Annotated in this window: 16 protein-coding genes and 1 tRNA gene; 10 read left to right on the top strand and 7 right to left on the bottom strand. The window is 37.8% G+C overall.

The features are described from left to right. Nucleotides 1-69 precede the first annotated feature (69 nt). On the top strand, nucleotides 70-1,512 hold the full coding sequence (locus tag PP182_RS13265; protein ID WP_419197732.1) for an LptF/LptG family permease: 1,443 nt from the start codon (nucleotides 70-72) through the stop codon (nucleotides 1,510-1,512). Further along, nucleotides 1,502-2,644 carry a 3,4-dihydroxy-2-butanone-4-phosphate synthase gene (ribB, locus tag PP182_RS13270; RefSeq protein WP_272651748.1) on the top strand — a complete coding sequence of 381 codons (1,143 nt, stop codon included), beginning with the start codon at nucleotides 1,502-1,504 and terminating at the stop codon, nucleotides 2,642-2,644. The genes PP182_RS13265 and ribB overlap by 11 nt, the downstream gene beginning before the upstream one ends. Here ribB and PP182_RS13275 read toward each other — a convergent pair whose 3' ends face one another. Further along, on the bottom strand, nucleotides 2,645-3,844 hold the full coding sequence (locus tag PP182_RS13275) for a DegT/DnrJ/EryC1/StrS family aminotransferase (protein WP_272651749.1): 1,200 nt from the start codon (nucleotides 3,842-3,844) through the stop codon (nucleotides 2,645-2,647). Between the two features lie 26 nt (nucleotides 3,845-3,870). Then, nucleotides 3,871-4,221: a pyruvate kinase gene (locus PP182_RS13280; RefSeq protein WP_272651750.1), complete on the bottom strand. Its 351-nt coding sequence runs from the start codon at nucleotides 4,219-4,221 to the stop codon at nucleotides 3,871-3,873. A 168-nt stretch (nucleotides 4,222-4,389) separates the two neighbouring features. Here PP182_RS13280 and PP182_RS13285 point away from each other — a divergent pair, with 168 nt between their 5' ends. From PP182_RS13285 to PP182_RS13315, 7 genes are all read left to right on the top strand, one after another. Continuing rightward, nucleotides 4,390-4,788, top strand: coding sequence for a hypothetical protein (locus PP182_RS13285; RefSeq protein ID WP_272651751.1), 399 nt, complete (start codon nucleotides 4,390-4,392; stop codon nucleotides 4,786-4,788). Nucleotides 4,789-4,857: 69 nt separating this feature from the next. Next, on the top strand, nucleotides 4,858-9,192 hold the full coding sequence (locus PP182_RS13290) for a CusA/CzcA family heavy metal efflux RND transporter (RefSeq protein WP_272651752.1): 4,335 nt from the start codon (nucleotides 4,858-4,860) through the stop codon (nucleotides 9,190-9,192). Nucleotides 9,193-9,200: 8 nt separating this feature from the next. Then, a complete protein-coding gene (locus tag PP182_RS13295) occupies nucleotides 9,201-10,337 on the top strand; it encodes an efflux RND transporter periplasmic adaptor subunit (protein ID WP_272651753.1) in 1,137 nt (378 codons plus the stop codon). Nucleotides 10,338-10,422: 85 nt separating this feature from the next. Then, on the top strand, nucleotides 10,423-10,866 hold the full coding sequence (locus PP182_RS13300) for a thioredoxin family protein (RefSeq protein WP_272651754.1): 444 nt from the start codon (nucleotides 10,423-10,425) through the stop codon (nucleotides 10,864-10,866). Nucleotide 10,867: 1 nt separating this feature from the next. Further along, nucleotides 10,868-11,848, top strand: a complete 981-nt coding sequence (locus tag PP182_RS13305) for an FAD:protein FMN transferase (RefSeq protein WP_272651755.1) — start codon at nucleotides 10,868-10,870, stop codon at nucleotides 11,846-11,848. After that, complete coding sequence (locus tag PP182_RS13310; protein ID WP_272651756.1) at nucleotides 11,845-12,057, top strand: DUF4266 domain-containing protein; 213 nt, start codon at nucleotides 11,845-11,847, stop codon at nucleotides 12,055-12,057. The genes PP182_RS13305 and PP182_RS13310 overlap by 4 nt, the downstream gene beginning before the upstream one ends. A gap of 24 nt (nucleotides 12,058-12,081) precedes the next feature. Then, entirely contained in the window at nucleotides 12,082-13,392 is a 1,311-nt protein-coding gene (locus tag PP182_RS13315) for a DUF3570 domain-containing protein (protein ID WP_272651757.1), read from the top strand. 18 nt (nucleotides 13,393-13,410) lie between these two features. On the opposite strand, the gene PP182_RS13320 is transcribed toward PP182_RS13315, so the two are convergent. From PP182_RS13320 to PP182_RS13340, 5 genes are all read right to left on the bottom strand, one after another. Then, entirely contained in the window at nucleotides 13,411-14,718 is a 1,308-nt protein-coding gene (locus PP182_RS13320) for a TolC family protein (RefSeq protein ID WP_272651758.1), read from the bottom strand. Between the two features lies 1 nt (nucleotide 14,719). Then, nucleotides 14,720-17,800 carry an efflux RND transporter permease subunit gene (locus tag PP182_RS13325; protein ID WP_272651759.1) on the bottom strand — a complete coding sequence of 1,027 codons (3,081 nt, stop codon included), beginning with the start codon at nucleotides 17,798-17,800 and terminating at the stop codon, nucleotides 14,720-14,722. Further along, nucleotides 17,800-18,882, bottom strand: coding sequence for an efflux RND transporter periplasmic adaptor subunit (locus PP182_RS13330; protein ID WP_272651760.1), 1,083 nt, complete (start codon nucleotides 18,880-18,882; stop codon nucleotides 17,800-17,802). The genes PP182_RS13325 and PP182_RS13330 overlap by 1 nt, the downstream gene beginning before the upstream one ends. A 268-nt stretch (nucleotides 18,883-19,150) precedes the next feature. After that, nucleotides 19,151-19,235 (bottom strand) — tRNA-Ser (locus tag PP182_RS13335). 377 nt (nucleotides 19,236-19,612) lie between these two features. Beyond that, the gene (locus PP182_RS13340; RefSeq protein WP_272651761.1) at nucleotides 19,613-20,599 is read right to left on the bottom strand and encodes an Ig-like domain-containing protein; all 987 of its coding nucleotides are present in this window, start codon (nucleotides 20,597-20,599) and stop codon (nucleotides 19,613-19,615) included. 324 nt (nucleotides 20,600-20,923) lie between these two features. Between PP182_RS13340 and PP182_RS13345 the strand changes: the two genes are divergently transcribed. Continuing rightward, nucleotides 20,924-21,931 (top strand): glycosyltransferase, encoded by a 1,008-nt coding sequence (locus PP182_RS13345; protein WP_272651762.1) that lies wholly within the window; start codon nucleotides 20,924-20,926, stop codon nucleotides 21,929-21,931. Nucleotides 21,932-21,958 lie beyond the last annotated feature (27 nt).

A 21,958-nucleotide genomic window follows, 5' to 3' on the forward strand; every position in this document is an offset into this window, starting at 1 on the left:
TTGAGAATTCTAGACCGGTATATATTAACTAGGTTCACCTTTAATTTTGTCAGTTCGTTTGTAATATTGATGTTCATCTTCATTTTTCAAACGATTTGGCTTTTTATAGATGATTTGGCCGGCAAAGGTTTAGATATCATTATTATTGGAAAGTTTCTTTTCTATTTAATGCCGGACTTGACTGAAAAGGTTCTGCCCCTAACCGTGTTACTATCGTCAATCCTTACCTTTGGTTCTTTCGCAGAAAACTATGAGTTCGCGGCAATGAAGGCGTCGGGTATCTCCTTGCAAAGAGCTATGCTTAGCCTTATCGTATTTGTGGTACTTCTTGGTGGGGTTACTTTCTTTTTTGCCAATTCAATTATCCCACTATCCCAAAGAAAAATTTACAACCTTAGAAAGAATATTGCTAAAGTAAAACCAGCTGCCGTGGTAGCCGAGGGTGTATTTAGTGATTTCGAAGGTATGAATATCAAGGTTGATGAAAAATATGGGGATAACGACAGGTACTTGAAGAATGTAATTATTCATCAAAAGAATAATCAAAGTAAAAATAATGTCGTTATTAAATCCAAACAAGGAGAGCTGGTAAGTAGTGAAGATTCGGACATTGTTCAACTAATACTTACTGACGGACATTACTACGATGATATTGAATCTAAAAAGAACAAGTTAAAATATCCTCATGCAAAAGCCGATTTCGACACCTATATAATGAATATAGAAATACCTGAATTGAATAATGAAGACTTAGAGGCCGAGCGGGACATCAGCACTGATAAGATGAAAAACATATCTCGTTTGAAAAAGGATATCGACTCTCTAAAAGATGATAATTATAGGATTGTAAGGGCGTTTTCCAAAAGTATTAGCAACCGTATAGGAATGTTTCAACCATTGGATCCCAATGACACAACAGAAACAAGAACCTCACTTCAAAGAAAACAAGACTCGATAAGGCAAATTAAACTGGACCTTTTGAGGAAAAATCCAGCTAGGCAAGACTCCATAAAGCAGGACTTAATTTATTTATTCCCTGAATATTTAAAAGTGCAGGTAATTAATTCTGCGAAGAATGCAACTACAAATATTCTAAATTCGGTTAGGGGCAAAAAGGAAGAAATGCAGAAACGATATAAAATTTATAACATGCATATCCTGTCCATGCATAATAAATATGCTCTAGCATTCTCCTGTATTATATTATTCTTTGTTGGGGCTCCACTTGGAGCTATTATAAGAAAAGGAGGACTTGGTCTTCCTATGGTAATTGCAATTGTCTTATTTTTGGTCTATTATTTTATCGGAGTTTTTGCTGGAAATTATGCCAAAGAAGGGAATATTCATCCCATGCTAGGAGCTTGGCTCTCCACATTAATTATGTTACCCTTAAGTGTTTTCTTGACAAAAAGGGCAACAGAAGATAAAGGGTTGATGAGTTTTGGAGTGGTAACCGATTTTTTCAAGAATTTAGTTAAGAAAAAAAGTAAAAATGAAGATGATGACAGCTAATACAGTGGACCAAATTCAACTTAACACTATTGAGGAAGCAATTGAGGACATTCGCCATGGGAAGGTGATTATAGTTGTAGATGATGAAAACAGAGAAAACGAGGGTGATTTTTTAGCTGCTGCAGAACTTGCAACACCTGAAACCATTAATTTTATGGCAACCCACGGAAGAGGACTTATATGCGCACCATTAACCGAAGGTAGATGTGAACATCTAGGACTTCAACGTATGGTAAACAATAATACGGACCCTCTGGAGACAGCTTTTACGGTTTCTATAGACTTAAGGGGGCAAGGGGTAACAACCGGTATATCTGCTTCCGATAGATCAAAGACTGTTTGTGCACTTACAGATGACAACATTAAGCCTCATGATTTTGCCAGGCCAGGACATATCTTTCCGTTGGTTGCAAAGGAAGGCGGTGTTCTCAGAAGAACTGGTCATACCGAAGCTGCCATTGATTTCGCAAGACTAGCAGGTTTAAAACCAGCCGGTGTAATAGTAGAAATCATGAATGAGGATGGTAGTATGGCAAGACTACCGGAATTAGTTGACGTAGCTAAGAGATTTGACCTTAAGATAGTCTCCATCGAAGATTTGGTAGCCTATAGAATGGAGCATGACAGTCTTATTCATAAAGAATTGGATTTTGATATAAAAACAAGGTTTGGGGATTATAGGATACATGCCTACAAACAAACCACGAATAACCATATCCATATTGCTTTGACCAAAGGCTCTTGGAGTTTTGGAGACAATATCCTAACCAGAATTAATTCTACACTAGTAAATAATGATCTTCTAGGAACCTTGACCAATAGTGTAGACTCCCAACTGGAAAATATGTTCAATGCCATAAACGAAGAAGGTAAGGGCGCCATTGTCTTTATTAATCAAGATTTGGAGTCCTTGAATCTACTTTCCAGACTTTCGGAACTAAAAGAACTCCAAAATAAGGGAATTTATAAAGCACCGAAAATAGAGATGGATTCAAAGGATTTCGGAATTGGCGCACAAATACTCCATGATTTGGATATATCTAAAATGCGTTTACTTACCAATAGTCAGCAATCCAAAAGGGTGGGTATTGTAGGTTATGGTCTTGAGATTGTGGAATATGTATCTTATTAGTTAAGCATGTAGAACCTCGGAAACAATGTTTTTCATTTTTTCCGCTCTTTCCTTTACCTCTTTTTCTGTCCAACTCAATTTTATTAGACAGGAAATTGTTCTACCGATCCAATAATCAGAAGCTGAAAAATCGGATTTAGAATAATCGGGCAATTGTTCTTTTATTTCTTCGGGAAGTTTGCCCAAACTATGCATGTGGGTAAGATGCTCCCATTTGCGATAATAATGCCAGTTATTATCAAACCAGTAAAAACAGGCATCCACTCCCCTTTCACTTAAAGAAGAATGCACTTTTTTGGTTAATTCTTCGGTTGGCAGAAAAAAGCTAAGAAAAGAATAATTCTGTTTGCCACCCTGTGGAATTCTTCTAAAGGTTACACCATCCAAAGTTTTTAGGGCATTATATATTACTTCAAAATTTCGTTCTTGTATCCCCAAAAATTCATCGAGTCGTTGAATTTGAGCACATCCTACAGCTGCATTTAACTCTGATATTCGGTAGTTATACCCTAGAAATGGATGGGATTCTGTGCCTCTATTATTTCCCACATGGTCGTGTCCATGATCGGAATAGTGGTCGGCATGTATATAAAAATCTTCATTATTGGTTATTAATGCACCACCTTCCCCACAGGTAATGGTTTTTACATAATCAAAAGAAAAACAACCCAAATCCCCATAACTACCTAAAGGTTTACCTTCAAAACTTCCCCCAATGGCTTGGCAAGCATCTTCTAAAAGTATCAATTTATGTTTATCACAGATTGCTTTTAAGCTTTTTAAATCTGCCATAGAGCCACACATGTGAACAGGCATAATCACTTTCGTTTTTTGGGTAATCGCCTTTTCTACAGCCGATGGACTTAAGGTCAAAGTATCATCTACATCAACGAGTATTGGGACGGCCCCAATAGCAAGAATGGACTCAAAACTTGCAACAAAGGTAAAAGTTGGCATAATTACCTCATCCCCTGCTCCAACACCAGCACTTGCCAAAGCTACCGTTAAGGCAGCAGTACCGCTGCTGACCACTTGGGCATATTTGGTCTGCATTCGTTCACACAAGGCTTGTTCCAACGCTTTGGCCTTCCAATGGCCATTTCGCATACCGTCAAAACCATATCGCATAAGGACCCCAGAGTCCAATACTTCATTAACATTTTGTTTTTCCTGTTCACCAAAAAGTTCGAATCCGGGCATATATAAATTTTAGTTTTAGAAGTTACTTAATTTCGTTTGGATTTAAAGTACTTATAGATTTCCACTTTTTCTTTAACGGTAAACTCATGAGCTTCGAACCAATCGTAAGCAGCAATTTTTTCGTTTTCAATTTGTGCTTTTCTAATAGCCTCCAAAGAAACCATGTGCCAGTGCGAACCTTTTTTCCTGGAAACGGAATAGCCGATATCTTCCGTTATATAGGACGTCTTTGGCTGATTAATTAAACGAATGCCATTTTTCAATACCGCCAATGTTTTGGTCAAGGAAACGACTTCAGAAAATGAGTATCTTACAAAATCGGCAAAGCCATTCTGTCTCGTATTATAAACCTTATCTCCTACTTTAAGTTGTTCCATGTGCTCAAAAATGTGCAAAAATACATGTTGATAATAGTTAATAGGAGCACTTAAAAATGAAATTATTAACATTGATCAGGGATTATTTAAGAACTAGTTGAATTTAGACTGAATTCAATTAAGCCAGTTAGGGCCGTAATTCGAATTGCTTTTACTAAATTTGGATTGGTGAATAAGTTTATTTCCATATCGATTGCTTTTTTAACCCTTTTTCAAAGTTTTGGTCTACATGTCGATGATATAGCCCAAATTGATGAATTTGTGGAACATGCCAGATTTCATAGCGAGGAATATGGTGACAATGTACTTGTCTTTATTTCAAAACATTATGGCGAATTAAAGGCGAGTCATAATAAGGAACATCAAGAGGAAAAGGATGACCATGAGCAATTACCTTTTCAAAATCATTCGCATATGGGTTCCTTGGTCGTTTTTAACACCAATCCGTTTCATGCGGCTTTAATTACACCAACCCTTCCAGAGTTTAGAAAAGCTAATTTTCACTATCAGGCACCCTCATCATCTTCCCATACAATGGGATTACTGCAGCCTCCCCGCCATTCATAATTGATCACGATTATTTTTAGTACCGGTTTGTTAAACCGGAAATTTTTAATGTTGATTATTTTATGACATATGCTATCACGTATTATTGATTTCAGTATAAAGAACAAGTTCATTGTTCTACTTTTTACATGTTTTATAATAGGGTTTGGAGTTTATTCCTTGACAAAGATTCCTATTGGAGCCGTTCCTGATGTCACCAATAACCAAGTTCAGGTAATAACGACCTCACGTAATCTCTCCACACAGGATATAGAACAGTTTATTACCTATCCTGTTGAATTGGAAATGGCCAATCTACCGGGCGTAGTTGAAATAAGGTCTGTTTCAAAATTCGGTCTCTCTGTAGTGACCATTGTTTTTGAAGATGATATGGGTACCTATTTGCCCAGACAATTAATTGCCGAGAAGATCAAGTCGGCAGCGGAAAAAATTCCCGATAATTTTGGAACTCCTGAGATGGGGCCCATTACCACCGGTTTAGGTGAAATTTACCAATATATATTGGATGTAAAACCGGAATATAAAGAGCAATATACAGCACAAGATCTTAGAACCATACAAGATTGGATTGTTAAAAGACAACTTTCCGGCATTCCAGGAGTAGTAGAAGTAAATACTTGGGGCGGTTTTCTAAAACAATATGAGGTGGCTATAAGCACAGAAAAGCTTAATGCCATGAACATTAGCGCCCAAGATGTATTTAAGGCAATAGAATCCAACAACAGTGTCGCCGGAGGAGGATATATTGAAAAAGTGAACCAAGCTTTTTTCATCCGTGGTGAAGGTTTGGTTAATTCTTTAAAGGACATTGAAAATATTGTTGTTAAAAACGATAATGGGATTCCCATTTATATAAAGGATGTAGCCCATGTAGGTTTTGGAAATGCTACTCGTTTTGGGGCCATAACAGGTAACGGGGAAGGAGAAAAAGTTTTGGGTCAAGTAATGATGCTCAAGGATGCCAACTCCAAAAAAGTCATAGAGGCAGTAAAGGAACGTGTCGCCAATATTTCAAAATCACTCCCTGAAGGGGTTTATATAAATGCATTTTTAGATCGAAGCGAACTTATCGCAAAAACGACCTTTACAGTAACAGAGAACCTTATTTTGGGTTGTTTAATCGTCATTTTTGTGGTGGTACTATTGCTAGGTAATTTACGTTCGGGGCTCGTCGTAGCATCAGTAATTCCACTCTGCTTATTATTTGCACTGTCCCTAATGTACATTTTTGGCGTGGATGCGAACTTAATGAGTTTAGGTGCAATTGACTTTGGAATTATTATCGACGGAGCTGTTATTATCGTTGAGTTCATTGCTTTTAATATTACTAAAAAACATACCGAGCTTGAAAGGTTGAACAGTATCGAACAACAAAAGTTAAGGGACGATATCACCTATACCGGTGCAACAAAAATGATGAACTCGGCCATATTTGGACAGTTGATTATTCTTATAGTCTTTATTCCCATTCTTTCCCTAAGTGGTGTGGAGGGCAAAATGTTCAAGCCTATGGCATTGACCTTTAGCTTTGCGCTAATTGGTGCCATGCTCCTTTGTTTTACATACGTTCCCGTGGTTTCTTCAATTTTCCTAAAACCTTCCAAGACAACGGATAAAAATGTCTCTGTACGCTTAATGAAGTGGTTAACCGATAAATACGATCCCATTATTGATTGGGCTTTAAGAAGTAAAAAAGTTGTTCTAGGAGTTGCCGCTTTACTGTTGGCGATTGCAGTTTCACTGTATATGTCCATGGGTGGTGAATTTGTTCCCACACTGGACGAAGGTGATTTTGTTATTCAACCGGTATTAAAAACGGGGACTTCTTTAAGTAAAACGGTTGAAATTACTACTGAAATTGAAAACATATTATTGAAACAGTTTCCGGAAGTGAATCAAGTAGTGACCAGGATTGGTGCTGCCGAAGTACCAACGGATCCCATGTCCATGGAAGAAAGCGACGTAATCATAGTACTCAACCCTAAGAGCGAATGGACTTCGGCCTCTTCAAAAGATGAGTTAGCCGATAAGTTTAAGGAAGCACTTTCAGTTATTCCAGGAATGGAGGTAGAATTCACCCAACCTATTGAAATGCGTTTTAACGAGCTCATTACAGGAGTTCGTGCAGATATTGCTATCAAGGTATTTGGTGAAAACCTAGATATTCTAGCTAAAAAGGGAAAGGAAATTGGGGAGTTAATTCAAAATGTTCCAGGAGCAGCAGATATTTCCGTGGAGAAAATAGCTGGTCTTCCAGAAATGAACGTGAAGTATAATCGATCAAAAATTGCAAGGTATGGTCTCAACATTCAAGAACTGAACGACATGATTTCAATGGGCTTTGCAGGTAAGACTGCTGGAAGTGTTTTTGAAGGAGAAAAGAAATTTGACCTTGTTATAAGGCTTGATGATAGAAAGCGTAAAGACATCGAAAATCTTAGGAATCTATATGTAGATATACCATCCGAAGGTAAAATTCCATTAAGCGAGTTGGCGGAAATCACCTACCAAAAAGGTGCTGCCAAAATATCAAGGGATGATACCAGAAGAAGAATTGTAGTAGGTATAAACGTTAGGAACAGGGATTTACAATCTGTTGTGGACGATGTAAGGAAACTAATCGATGAAAACGTAAAACTTCCTGTAGGATATTCGATCACTTATGGGGGGCAATTTGAAAATCTTCAAAGTGCAAAATCGAGATTATTGTTTGCGGTTCCTATTGCTCTTATCCTCATTTTTATATTACTCTATTTCGCATTTAAATCCGTCAAGGAGGCCTTAATGATATATTCGGCCATACCCTTGGCGGCCGTGGGTGGCGTTTTATTGCTTTGGATAAGAGATTTGCCATTTAGTATTTCAGCAGGTGTGGGCTTTATTGCTTTGTTTGGAATAGCAGTGCTAAATGGAATAGTACTTATTGAACATTTTAAAGAGTTAAAGAGTAAAGAAATTTTTAATGACATGAACACCCTGATCAAAGAAGGTGCGAAAGACAGACTAAGGGCCGTTCTGTTAACTGCATCCGCGGCAGCATTGGGCTTTCTACCCATGGCCATTTCCACAAATGCAGGTGCAGAAGTTCAAAGACCTTTGGCAACTGTTGTTATAGGAGGACTAATTACCGCAACCATCTTAACTTTAGTGGTACTCCCAGTTCTATATTCATACTTAAACAGTCATATAGAAAATGAAAAAAATAGAATCAAAAGTCCGCTAGGAGTCACAGTTATACTTGTGCTTTTTACAATGGTTGATTCAATGGCTCAGGATACCTCAAAAAATTTGCAGGAATTAATTCCTATGGCCATTGAAAATAATAAAGAGCTTAAGTCTTATAAGTTGAGGGTAGAACAATCGGATGCTTTAGTAAATAGTGCCTTCAACCTGGAGAAAACAGATGTTTATTATCATTTTGATGAAAACAACTTGGCCATGAACAATGAACCTTTGCGCGTTTTTGGCGTTTCACAGAATTTTAGCTTTCCAACGGTTTATTTTTCACAACGAAAAGTCAATAAGGCCCAATTGAATATTTCACAAAGTACTTACGAAATCAAGAAAAAGGAACTGGAGCGTATGGTAACCACACGATATTTCGAATATCAATTAGCCAGGGAAAAGACTAAGGTATTTCAAATATTGGATAGCCTTTACAATAATTTCTCCAGCATGGCGAATAGGCGTTTTGAACTAGGAGAGACCAATTATCTTGAAAAAATTACTGCAACTTCCAAGCAAAAACAGATTCAACTCAAGTATGAGGAAGCCCGAAGAGATGTACAAATTTCTTATGAAAATTTATTAAAAACGGTTCAATCTGAAGATAGATTTGAAATTATCGAGGAAACCATCTTAAAGCTTCCCCGGGTGGACGCGGCAATTGAATCGAGTCCGGAGATTTCTTTTTTTCAAAACCAAATTGGTCTAAAACAGGCGGAAAAAAGTCTGGAAAACCAACAATTACTGCCAGATATTGGCCTTAATTATTTTCAGGGAACCAATGATGGTTTAAACGATAATCTTCATGGCTATCAATTAGGCCTTAAGATACCCTTGTTTTTTGGAGGACAAGCCTCTAGGATAAAGTCTGCCAAAATTGCTGAACAAAGTGCGGAAGCTGCCTACAATAATTATGAAATACAACTTAGTACAAAATTGAAAACCTTAACTACCCAACTTGAGGTATTGGACCAATCCTTGGAATATTACGAAAATGAAGGAAGTCTTCTCTCCGATGAAATTTTAAAAACTGCCAATAGTAGCTTTAAGAATGGAGAAATAGATTTTTATCAATATATACAAAGTTTGGAAAGTTCTTACGATATTAAGTTGGAGTACCTAAATAAACTAGAAGCCTATAACAATACCGTAATTGCCATCAATTACATAACCTTATAATAAAAACTATGAAATCTTATATAAATAATATCCTGGCATTCATTATTCTTATGGTCGTGACAGCTTGTGGAGGTGAATCAAAATCTACTGAAACGGTTATCGAAAACGACTCAGATTCGTTTATTAAAATCACCCAGGCACAGTTTGACAAATTGGAAATGAAATTAGGTACTATTGAGAAGAAGTCATTTCCAATTAAAGTAAGTGTAAATGGCATGATAGATGTGCCACCGGAAAACAGGGCGGTTGTAAATGCAACCATGGGAGGTTATGTTAGAACTACGCCTTTTTTAATCGGGGATAAAGTTGTAAAGGGACAAACCTTGATAACTTTAGAAAATCCTGAATTTGTAAATCTTCAGCAACAGTATTTGGAAGTAAACGAGCAACTTACCTATTTGAAGGCAGAATATGAGCGTCATAAAATTATGGCAGCAGAGAATATTACTTCCCAAAAGAATTACTTAAAATCAGAAAGTGATTACAAATCGGCATTGGCTAAGCATACGGGCTTACAGAAACAACTGGTGATGCTTAATATCTCCCCACAAAATGTTAAGGAAGGTAACATCGTATCCACAGTTTCCATACAGGCTCCTATAACGGGAAGTGTTACCAAAGTCAATGTTTCTAGGGGTACTTATGTATCACCCGCTTCCTCTATAATGGAAATAATCAATAACGACCACGTACATCTCGAACTTTCCGTATTTGAAAAGGATATAATGAAAGTAAAGAAAGGACAAAAAATTACCTTTAGGATTCCAGAAGCATCCAATGATACATTTTATGCGGAAGTCCATTTGGTCGGAACCGTCATTGAGGACAATAGGACCATTAAGGTACATGGCCACTTAGAGGAAGAAGGAGGAGAAAACTTTCTGACAGGTATGTTCGTTGAAGCTGACATAATTACGGATGATTTTGAGGCAAACTCATTGCCCAGCACGGCTATCGTTTCTATAGAAGAAGTTCCCAATGTGTTGGTTTTAGAAAAAAAGGAAGGGGATACATATTATTTCACACAAAAAGAAGTTAGCATAAAAGAGGAACATGATGGGTATTCCATAATACAGGAAACCGAAAATTTTGGGCCCAAAACCAATTTTTTGACGAAAGGTACATATAACCTTATAGGAGAATAGCTTTATGAAAAAGTGTTTACACAACATACTTGAAAGTTTTTGGTATGTTAATTGACTAAGTGTTTATTAAATAAGTAGTATTAGTATGAATTATTATAAAATACTGTTGGTAGCTATATTCCTAATGGGAATCAACTTCAGTTTTGCACAAGAGTGGAAAAGTGATTTTAATGTTGCCAAAGAAATTGCAAAAAAGGAAAATAAGCCCATTATCCTTGTTTTTCAGGGTTCGGATTGGTGCGCCCCCTGTATAAAATTAGATAGAGAGGTTTGGAGCACCGAAGAATTTAAAAAATACGCCAAGGGACATTATGTAATGTTACAAGCCGATTTTCCAAGAAAGAAGAAAAATGCATTACCAGAGACCCAAGCAAAAGCCAATGCCAAACTAGCCAGTCTGTATAATCAACGTGGTATTTTCCCTTTTGTGGTAGTGTTGGATGAAAATGGAGAAGTAAAAGGGGAGACCAGTTATAAAAAAATGAATCCCAAGGAGTACATAAACCTGTTGGATTCATTCTCAAAATAGTTTGAAAGGTATCTTATTATCAATCGTTTTACTGTTATCCGCTGCCTCTAAAGCTCAGCAGAACTATCAACGTACCCTAAAGTTGATGGGAAGTAGATTTGATATAACTGTTGTAGCGAATGACTCTACATATGCCAATTCCTATATAGATATCGCAGTAGCGGAGATTCAAAGGATAGAGAAATTGATTTCCTCCTGGGATTCTAATTCTCAAACTTCTGAAATTAATAGAAATGCCGGAGTAAAACCGACAAAGGTTGAATCCGAACTCTTTCAACTAATTGAAAGGGCGATTGGAATTTCAAAATTAACAGATGGAGCTTTCGATATTAGCTATGCTTCCATGGATCGGATTTGGAAATTTGATGGTAGCATGAAAGCCATGCCTACGGAACATGAGATTAAATCTTCTGTAGCTATGGTTGGTTTTCAGAATATTATTTTAAATCCAGAGGAAAAAACCGTTTTTCTAAAACTTCCCGGAATGAAAATTGGTTTTGGCGCCATTGGCAAAGGATATGCGGCCGACCAAGCCAAACAATTGTTGATGCGAAAAGGTGTAACCGCTGGTATTATTAATGCTTCAGGTGATATGAATACTTGGGGGAAACAACCAAATGGAGAACATTGGAGAGTTGCCATAACCAACCCATTGGATAAAAACAAAGTGTTTGCACTTTTGCCAATTACCAACGGCGCCGTTGTAACATCAGGGGACTATGAAAAATATGTAAGCTTTAACGGTAGACGATATGCACATATCATTGATCCAAGAACCGGATATCCGTCCACAGGAATTATTAGTGTAACCGTTTTTGCCCCAAAGGCAGAATTAGCAGATGCCCTGGCAACTTCTGTTTTCGTTATGGGCAAGGACATAGGCATGGACAGAATCAATCAATTGCCAAAAGTTGAATGTATCATTATAGACGAAAAGGGTAATATTTCAAAATCCACTAATATAAAAATAGAAAAATTATGATGAAAAGATTTATAATACTAACCTTCATGGCAATTTCTTATAGTAGCTGTGTGGTCCTAAAAGAATATGAAAAAGTGAATATCAACGATCCCGATATGATTTTGGCGGACAAACCATGTGATAGAAATGTCACGACCATGCATTCCTACAGAGAAGCGGCCGCAGGAGCAAATGGTGGAAAAACAGGCGGTGGATGCGGCTGTAATTAATACTATCGAGACAATACCTTCTTTATGACAATTATTAAAAACTATATTACCATTTTTTTAGGGCTTATGAGTTTTATCACATTTGCCCAGGAAAACAAGGATGATACCTCCTATAAAAAGCGCGTTTTGGAAGCTACAGAAGTAGATTTTCTAACCAGTTATTATTCCCAAAATGGGGACAATGCCGCCGTCAGTGGCGGTATTGGAACTGAGAAATTAACGGATGCCACTGGAACTTTCGTAGTGGCCATCCCTTTGAATGAGGATGATGTACTTACCATAGATGCAGGCGTTTCAGCTTATACCTCGGCATCCTCTAGTAATATAAATCCATTTGATGGTGGTCAGCGTGCAGACCCTTTTGTTGCCAGTTCTGGAGCATCGAGTTCGGATGTATGGGTAAATCTCACCGGGAACTATAGCCATAGCTCGGATGATAGAAATAATATCGTATCAGGAAAAATATCCGTATCCTCGGAATACGATTATTTCTCACTGGGATTCGGTGGAAGCTATTCCAGGCTTTTCAATGAAAAAAATACAGAGCTAAGTCTCAGTGCCAACGTTTACCTAGATTCTTGGAATACCATTTATCCATTTGAGCTTCGGGCTTTTGGAAATAACGGCATTGGTTTTTTTAGACCTACAGAAATAACAGGCAATGTAAATTATAATCCTTCATTTACTGAGTTCGACAAAACGAATAGGAACTCTTATTCCCTAGGTCTAGGTTTTTCCCAGATACTACATAAAAACTTACAAGGTTCATTGGCTCTGGATTTTGTGAAACAACAAGGGTTGTTATCTACCCCTTTTCAACGGGTATATTTCAACGACGTTGCCGATTCCTTTATTGAAGATTTTCAATTGGCCGATGATATAGAACGACTGCCAAAAAGTAGGTTTAAAATGGCTATGGGTGGAAGATTGAATTGGTTTGTAAACGAATTAATTACAGTTCGTACCTTTTACCGTTATTATTTTGACGATTGGGGAATCAGTTCCCATACGGCGAGTATAGAAGTACCTGTTAAGATAACCGATAGATTTACCCTATACCCTTCTTATCGGTTTTATAATCAAACCGCTGCCGATTATTTTGCTACCTACGAAACCCATTTGTCCACCGAAGAATTTTATACATCGGATTATGATTTGTCCGAATATCAAGCCAATCAGCTGGGATTTGGAGTTTCCTACACGGATATTTTTACCAAAATGCATATTTGGGAATTCGGTCTAAAAAGTATCGACTTAAAATTCTATAAATATGACCGGGACACTACTTTTAGTTCCAGCATAATTACGGCTGGATTTAAGTTTGTGATGGATTAAAGACCTCTTTAAACATTATTAAATGACCAAATTTCCCGCCAATTGCTTAAGTATTATTTCGGACACCTTGGCTTGAAACTTGGCATTACTAAATCGGACCTTGGCGTTAATATAATTTAATTGAGCTGTTCTAAATTCTATAGTGGGTATAATACCTATTCTATATTTTTCAACGGTAATATCCAAGTTCTCCTTGGCAATCGATTCATTATTACCTTCCAATTCGATTAGGCTGATATTGGTCAAATAGGTTTGGTAGGTTGTTCCGAGCATTGCCAATAGTTCTTGTTTTTGTTGTGCAATGGCCACCTCCGAATTTTCTATCTCCAACTTTCCAATCTTCTCGTTTCTATTTTGATTTAATCCATCGAATAAATTTAAAGTAGCCCCAAATCCATAATTAAATCCTCTTGAATACGAGGAAGTAGTGAACCCCAAACTTGATTCTGATTGGCTAAAATTATAACCTGTTGTGGCAAAAATGGTGGGAAATCTTGCTGCCTTGATCTGTTTTAATTCGAGTTCCGAAATTCGTTTGTTAATTTCAGACACCAATAACTGAGGGTTTTGACTAACAACCATGGATTGCAGGTTGTCCAACAATAAGGTTTCATCTACAAAAATTTCAGGCGCCACGTCAAAATCAATTTGCAAATCCCGAGCTAGTTGTCGGTTCAATTCAATTTTCGTGTTTACATAAAGTTCCTTTTGGCGTTGCATCAACGTTTCGTCCGTGTTCAAATCAACTTTAGCGTTCAAAACTTCCAATTTAGAGGCTTTTCCTATTGTAAATCTATTTTGGGCCAATTCTACGCGCTGTTTTGAAATTAGAATTGTACTATCCAATGCGGACAATTGTTGCTTCTGCTGTACCAGGTCGTAGTAGGTAATCATTACTTCACCCACTGTGGTAAGAATTACTTGTTTCAACTCCGCATCTCCCAACTTTTGGTTTTCCTTTAATTGCTCATAGTTCGCAAACATCCGTAAACCATCAAACAAAGTCCAATCCAAGGCAACCCCATAATTAAGACTGTTATTTATAGCATTGTTACGTTCCTGTACCGTACCATCCAAACGTGTTTGGGAAAGGTAGAGGGTCCTATTGTTATCCGTTATACTTGCCTCCAGGGAAGGTAACATACCCGCATAACCCGGACTTATACCGTATTCATCTATTTTTAAATTGTTAGAAGCTGTAATGATCTGGAAATTATTTTCCAACGCCTGTTTAACGGTATTGTCTATCGTTAAAACTTCCTGACAGAAAATAAGTGCGACGTTGAAAACAAGAAGAGAAAAGATAATCGGGGTTCGGTTTGGCATTTTAATAACTTTCTAAAACTTTAAACTCAGGTCTTTCCACCTTCTCCCTTGACCATAAATAGTATAGGGCAGGAATAATGAAAAGAGTTAAAATCAATGAAAACATGGTACCTCCAATAATAACTACACCCATGCCTATTCTGCTCGTTGAGGCCGCTCCAAGCGACAAGGCTATGGGTAAAGCACCCAAAGCAATGGTTAAACTTGTCATTAATATAGGTCGTAACCTCGATTCCGATGCCTTGAAAATTGCCTTATGCTTGGACATACCTTGTTCCCTGAGCTGATTGGCAAATTCAACGATCAATATGCCATTCTTGGTAACCAGACCAATTAACATAATGGTACCAATCTGACTGAATATATTCCAAGACTGACCAAACAACCATAGAGAGAACATAGCGCCCGCAACTGCCATTGGAACGGTAAGAATAATTATGAATGGGTCAATAAAACTTTCGAACTGGGCGGCCAAAATCAAAAATATCAATAAAAGGGCAAGGCCAAATGCAAATAGGGTATTGGAGCTACTTTCCACAAAATCACGGGATTCTCCACCCAAATCTGTTGTAAATGTATCATCCAAAACTTTCGCCTTGATAGCTTCCATTGCATCGATACCGTCATTTATCGTTTTTCCAGGTGCAAGATTAGCCGAAACCGTAGCAGACATATATCTATTGTTATGATACAATTGGGGAGGACTACTATGCTCCACAGTTTCTACCAAATTGTCTAACTGAATCAGGAGGCCATCATTATTTTTAACGAATATGGACGTTAAATCCATTGGTGCATCCCTATCTTTTTTATCAAACTGACCAATTACTTGGTATTGTTTGCCGTTCATCAAAAAATAACCAAATCTTTGACCACTGAGGGATAGCTGTAATGTTTGGGCTACGTCAAGAACGGAAACACCTAAGCTTTCCGCTTTTTCCCTATTTATGTTTACATAAATTTCCGGTTTATCGAATTTTAGGTTTACATCCACAAAGGAGAATGTTTCGTCCTTCTCTGCTTCAGCCATAAATTTAGGAATGCTCTCCTTTAACTTATCAAAATTCTGTGCCTGGATAATAAACTGAATCGGAGGTCCCCCCCTTCTATTGACGGAAATCGTGGGCCTTTCCGAAACATTGGATTTTCCACCAACATAGGCCTTTGCCCATCTCCCCAAATTCTGGGCAATTTCATGTTGACTACGTTCCCTTTCACTTGGTTCCACCAAGGCTACATTTGCCCTTCCACTATTCACGGAGGAAGAACCAAAACCGGGAGAAGTAAGTACCAAGCTCACCTTTTTTTCGGGTATGGAATCATTGATCAATTCGGTTATATCTGTCATTAAACGGTTCATGTACTCATAGGAAGAACCTTCCGGAGCAGTTACGTTTAAACGCACAAAACTTCGGTCGTCGTAAGGAGCAGTTTCCTTTGGCAATAGGGTATAAAACAAAGCAATAAGGCCTAAACAACCAATTAAAATTGGAAAACTTAGCCATTTCCTTCCCATAAAACTTCTTAAGGATTCTGCATAGGCCTCATTCATTTTTAGGAAATATTTCTCCGTAAAATGATAAAACTTAGATTGTTTTTGCTTCCCGGGTTTTATAAGGTAAGCGTTCAACATAGGCGTTAACGAAAGAGATACAAAAGCCGAGACCAAAACGGCCGCGCCCAAAACCACACCGAATTCACGGAATAACCTGCCTACAAAACCTTCCAAAAAGATGACAGGAAGAAATACAGCTGCCAAAGTAATGGAGATAGATATTACCGCGAAGAATATCTCATTGGAGCCTTTAATTGCGGCCTCAATGGGACTCATACCCTCCTCCACCTTTTTATAAATATTTTCAGTAACTACAATACCATCATCTACGACAAGTCCCGTGGCCAAAACAATCGCTAATAAGGTGAGAACGTTAATTGAAAATCCAAACAACCACATAATAAAGAACGTTGCAATCAAGGAAACAGGAATGTCAATCAGAGGTCTTAGTGCCATGGACCAATTTCTAAAGAAAAGATAAATAACAAGGATAACCAGTACGATTGAAATGAGGAGGGTCTCCCCAACCTCAGTGACAGCACGTTTTACGAAAACCGTGTCGTCTATAACAACATTAAGTTTGAAGCCTTCCGGAAGGTCCCTTTTTAGCTTTTCATATTCCCTGTAGAATGCATCGGCGATTTCAAGGTAATTGGTACCTGGTTGCGGTATAACCGCCGTAGCGACCATTGGCTGACCGGAATCGCTCATCTTGGTCTCCATATTTTCACCTTCGAGCGAAGCATTACCAATATCATTTAGGCGAACTAGCTTTTCACCGTCGGCCATGATGATAATATTATTGAATTGCTCTTCCGTTTGTAGGTTACCTATAGTTTTAACCGCTAACTCCGTATTATCACCTGTCAGTTTTCCCGAGGGTAATTCCACGTTTTGAGCCAAAAGTGCAGTACGGACATCGGCCACTGTAAGGCTATAAGAAGCCAATTTTAGCGGGTCTATCCACAAACGCATGGCGTATCTTCGCTGTCCCCAAATTTGAACACTACTTACACCCGGAATGGTTTCTATTCGAGGGGTAATTACATTTTCAGCATAATCAGAAAGCTCAAGGATATTCTTGTCATCACTTTGAACGGTCATGGACAAAATTCTTTGTGCATCCGCATCGGATTTTGATACTACGGGCGGAGCATCAAGATCATCCGGTAGACTTCGTACTGCTTGTGAAACCTTATCCCTCACGTCATTCGCGGCATCCTCTAAATTTTTATCAAGATTAAACTCGATACTTATGGAGCTTGAACCCTGCACACTCGACGAGGTAATATTTCTAATACCGTCAATAGAGTTGATGGCTTTCTCCAAAGGCTCGGTTATCTGTGATTCGATTATATCTGCATTCGCACCGGAGTAACTGGTCCTTACGGAGACTTGTGCCGGGTCAATAGATGGGAACTCTCTGATTCCCAGATAAGTGTACCCAATTACACCAAACAATACAATAGTTACATTCATAACTATAGTAAGTACCGGCCGTTTTATGCTTAAAGTTGATAAATTCATTATTCAGCAGGTTTGTAGTTTGGTGATTCTTCAATTTCTATGGAAACAGGTGCTCCATTTTTTAAAGCCATAACCCCATAGGTCAAAACCGTATCACCAGCATTCAAACCTTTTAAAATACGAACTTCCGAACCCGTACGTGCTCCTATTTCAACATCGATTTCTTTAGCCTTTCCATTTTCGGCAACAAAGATTTTCTTGCCATTTTGAACAGGAATCAAAGCTTCCGAAGGAACCAACAAGGCATCGTTCACGGTCTGTAAAGGCAATACTACATTGGCGTATGCCCCAGGATATAGCGTACCGTCAGAATTATCTGCCACTGCTCTCATTTTTAAGGTTCTCGTGGCAATCTCAACCTCAGGCTCTATGGCATATATAGTTGCCATATGTTCCTTGGAATTGTCCGACGTCCTAAAGCTAAGACTAGAACCCTTCTTTATTTGTGAAGCATATTTCTCAGGTATAGAAAAGGTTATTTTTAATTTATTAGTATTTACTAGTTTCGCGACAGGAGTTAATGGAGTTATATAGGTTCCTTCTGAAATGGAACGAAGGCCTATTGTTCCAGAAAACGGAGCCCTGACCATGGTTTTTGATAACTGGGCGGAAATTAGGGATGACTCTGCACGTGCAGATTCAAAATCTGCACTGGCTATGTCATATTCCTCTTGGCTTATGGCTTGTTTATCCAGTAATAATTGGGCCCTTCTCTCATTTTCCGACGCTAATTTTTGTGCAGTTTTTGCCTTGGAAAGTTGTGCCTGTAATTCAATATCGTCAACTTTAAAAAGTACTTGTCCTTTTGAAACGTTACTTCCCTCTTGAAAGTTTATACTTTGAACAATACCGGAAACCTCGCTTCTTATCTCAATTTGTTCATTGGCCTCCAATGTTCCAGAAAGGGAAATATTGTCATTAAATTTCCTTGGCTTTAAAACCACACCTCGAACTGAAGTAATTGAGGAAAGATTCGAAGCATTTACTGACTTACCTATTTTTGAATTCGTGTTGATTCGGTATATGACTAAGCCGCCAACGCCAACAATAAGTAGACCATATATTAAATATTTTATTTTCATAGGTAAAGATGGTAGTTTGTTATTTCTGGTCTCCCAAAGCTAGATCTAAAACCGTTTTTTTAAAAAAAGTTGTGCTTTATTTAACATGCCTTAACATAAGTACTTGGAAAAAGCAAAATCTAAGACCTTTAATTTTCTTGAATTGGTATTATTCTTTCTCCCTATAATTGAATTTCAATTCGTGAACTTGCTTTATGAATTTCGCTGATTTGGAGTGGAAAAAAATTGGAAATAAAAAACCCGTAACATTTGTTACGGGTTTTTTTCGCGGAGGAAGAGGGATTCGAACCCCCGGAGGTGTGACCCTCAACAGTTTTCAAGACTGCCGCATTCGACCACTCTGCCATTCCTCCTAAGCGGGTGCAAATATAGAAAGCTTTTTCTATCTTTTAAAAACTTTTCTATTATAATTGCTAAAGTATTTTCATAGTCCAATGATAATTCATGCTCTATTAATATCCATGATGGCCATGTTATATGTATTTTCGCAGACTGCCGATGTGGAAAGCGTTTTGGTTGGTATTCTTATTCTATTCAAAAAACATCTGATTATTTACCAGAGTACTAATCCTCAATAATTACAAGGCCAACGCATGTTGGGAGGTTACTTAAGTGGTCACTATATCACGAAAAGGTATTATCCAGATTTATAAAAGGCCTTTTTATGCTATAACTTGACTATGCATTTCAAAAACCTTTAGAAGAAAAAATAAACAAATTATTGGACAGGTCAGTTTGCTTTTATCCTATAGGTAATTCCTCTATTTGTAATGACCGTTGCAGCCACATTTAGGGTAACTATGGCACTATCGCATAAATGGCTATTATCGATAAATTCCATACTACAAAGCGAGGGCCGAGCAGAACCACTACCGTCCATAAACTTACCTAAGAGTACATCTGTAGCAAGGCCCGTGTTCAAAGGGGAGTACTCAGGTGCCAAAGGAAAAACGGTCGTTGCCCCATTGGCCGAAAAAGTAACATTACCGGTTATTTCATCGTAATTAATAACATAAGGCACACTACCCGAAACGAAACTACCCAAATTAATAGTAAATGAATCCGGTAATCCAGTAGTGCCATTGATGACATCTACTCGGAGACCTATATTATTACCAGAGATGTGGTATACCCTTAAGTTACCACCTGTAATTATATCTGCCGTACTTTCCTGATCTTCGTATTCAAAAGACACCGTGAAACTCGTAAAATCGAAGATGCCACCGGTATTGGGAATGTTAATATCAAAACCTGTGGAACCACCAGATCCCGATGGAAAATAAGTACCACAACCCGTTTGCGCTGCTGATGGATTAATCGATGTAGCATTAGGTCCAACAGTTGCTAAGGTTAGGTCCGGATCGTCAAAATCAAATCTCGAAACAATATTATTTGGAGAACCGTCATCACAAACTTGATAAGTAAAACTATCCGTCCCTACAAATCCATTGTTTGGTGTGTATGTAAGTCCACCATTAGCCAGTAGGGATAAGCTACCCGAGCCGGGGCCGCTTAAAGGAGTTGTTCTCACCTGCAACGTTGTACCTGCGTTAGCATCCGTGTCGTTGAACAATACACCATTTAGACCGTTCACTACCCTGGGGGTTTGAAAACCTATGTTATAGACATCATCAATGGCAACGGGGGGCACTTTTTGTGCCACAACTGTCATTGCAGCAAAAAGTATTAGAACCACAAATAATTGATTATTGCCCATTTTTCTGTATTGTATTGCAATTTTGACCTAGAAAATCACATGGACAAAACTATGTTGTGTAATACTGAAATAGCGTTGTAAATCAAGTTTTAATGAAATCACTTCGTTTTATTCCGCCTTAAGACAGTTTTTCGAGCAATAAGAGACAAACATTTATTACTATATCCTATATACAGAGGTTACGAATGATTGGAAGTTTAGGATAACATAAAAACTTATGGCTAGCACATTCAAATTTTTCTATTTGAATATTAACAAATCATGATTCTAAAAAAGCATAATTGTATAATGATAAAGAACAACATATTTACCTAAATTGCCATTATGGAAAGTGCCTTGGTTAGCATTCTTATACCCTTTAAAAACACCTCAGAATATTTAAATGAGTGCCTATCTTCAATTCTTAATCAATCTTATACCCATTGGGAGGTTATTTCGGTAGATGACCATTCCAAAGATGAAAGCTTAGAAATAGTCGAAGAGTTTTCACGTAAGGATTCGAGGATCAAAGTTTTGTTCAATTCCGGAAAAGGAGTTATCGCAGCACTAAGAACTGGCTATGCCGAGTCCCGAGGTACATTAATCACAAGAATGGATTCGGATGATATGATGACGCCTAACCGATTGGAAACCATGGTTGTTTCGCTAAAAAAAAATGGTAGCGGGCATGTTGCCGTAGGACAAGTAAAATATTTTTCTTCCCGGGGAATAAGTAATGGCTATGATCGCTATGAGAAATGGTTGAATAAATTAACGGCCGAAGGTAAAAATTATGACGAAATCTATAAGGAATGTGTCATCCCCTCCCCTTGCTGGATGGTCCATAGAACAGATTTTGAGAACTGTGGAGGCTTTCAACCTGACAGATATCCTGAGGATTATGACCTTACATTTCGTTTTTATGAAAAAGGTTTAAATGTAATTCCATGTGAACAAGTTTTGCTACTTTGGAGGGATTATGATTATCGTACCTCCCGGACCAGTGAGCTTTATGCACAAAACTACTTCCTGGACATAAAACTGCACTATTTTTTAAAACTGGATTATGTTCACACCCGACCATTGGTAGTTTGGGGCGCAGGTAATAAAGGTAAAAAAATAGCAAAATCTTTACTAAAGAAAGGAATTGATTTTGAATGGATCTGTGACAACCCAAATAAAATTGGAAAAAATATCTATGGTAAGGAAATGCTTTCTTTCCAAGTATTGGAAACCATGGAAAACTCCCAAAGCATTATCACGGTTGCAAATGAAAATGCTCAGCGGGAAATAAGATCCTACTTTCAAAAAAAGGACATGTTCCATATGGCCGACTATTTCTTCTTTTGTTAAATTTGAAACTCCAATACATAATCAAGA

The organism is Maribacter sp. PR1, assembly GCF_028464145.1.
Taxonomy (GTDB): Bacteria; Bacteroidota; Bacteroidia; order Flavobacteriales; family Flavobacteriaceae; genus Maribacter.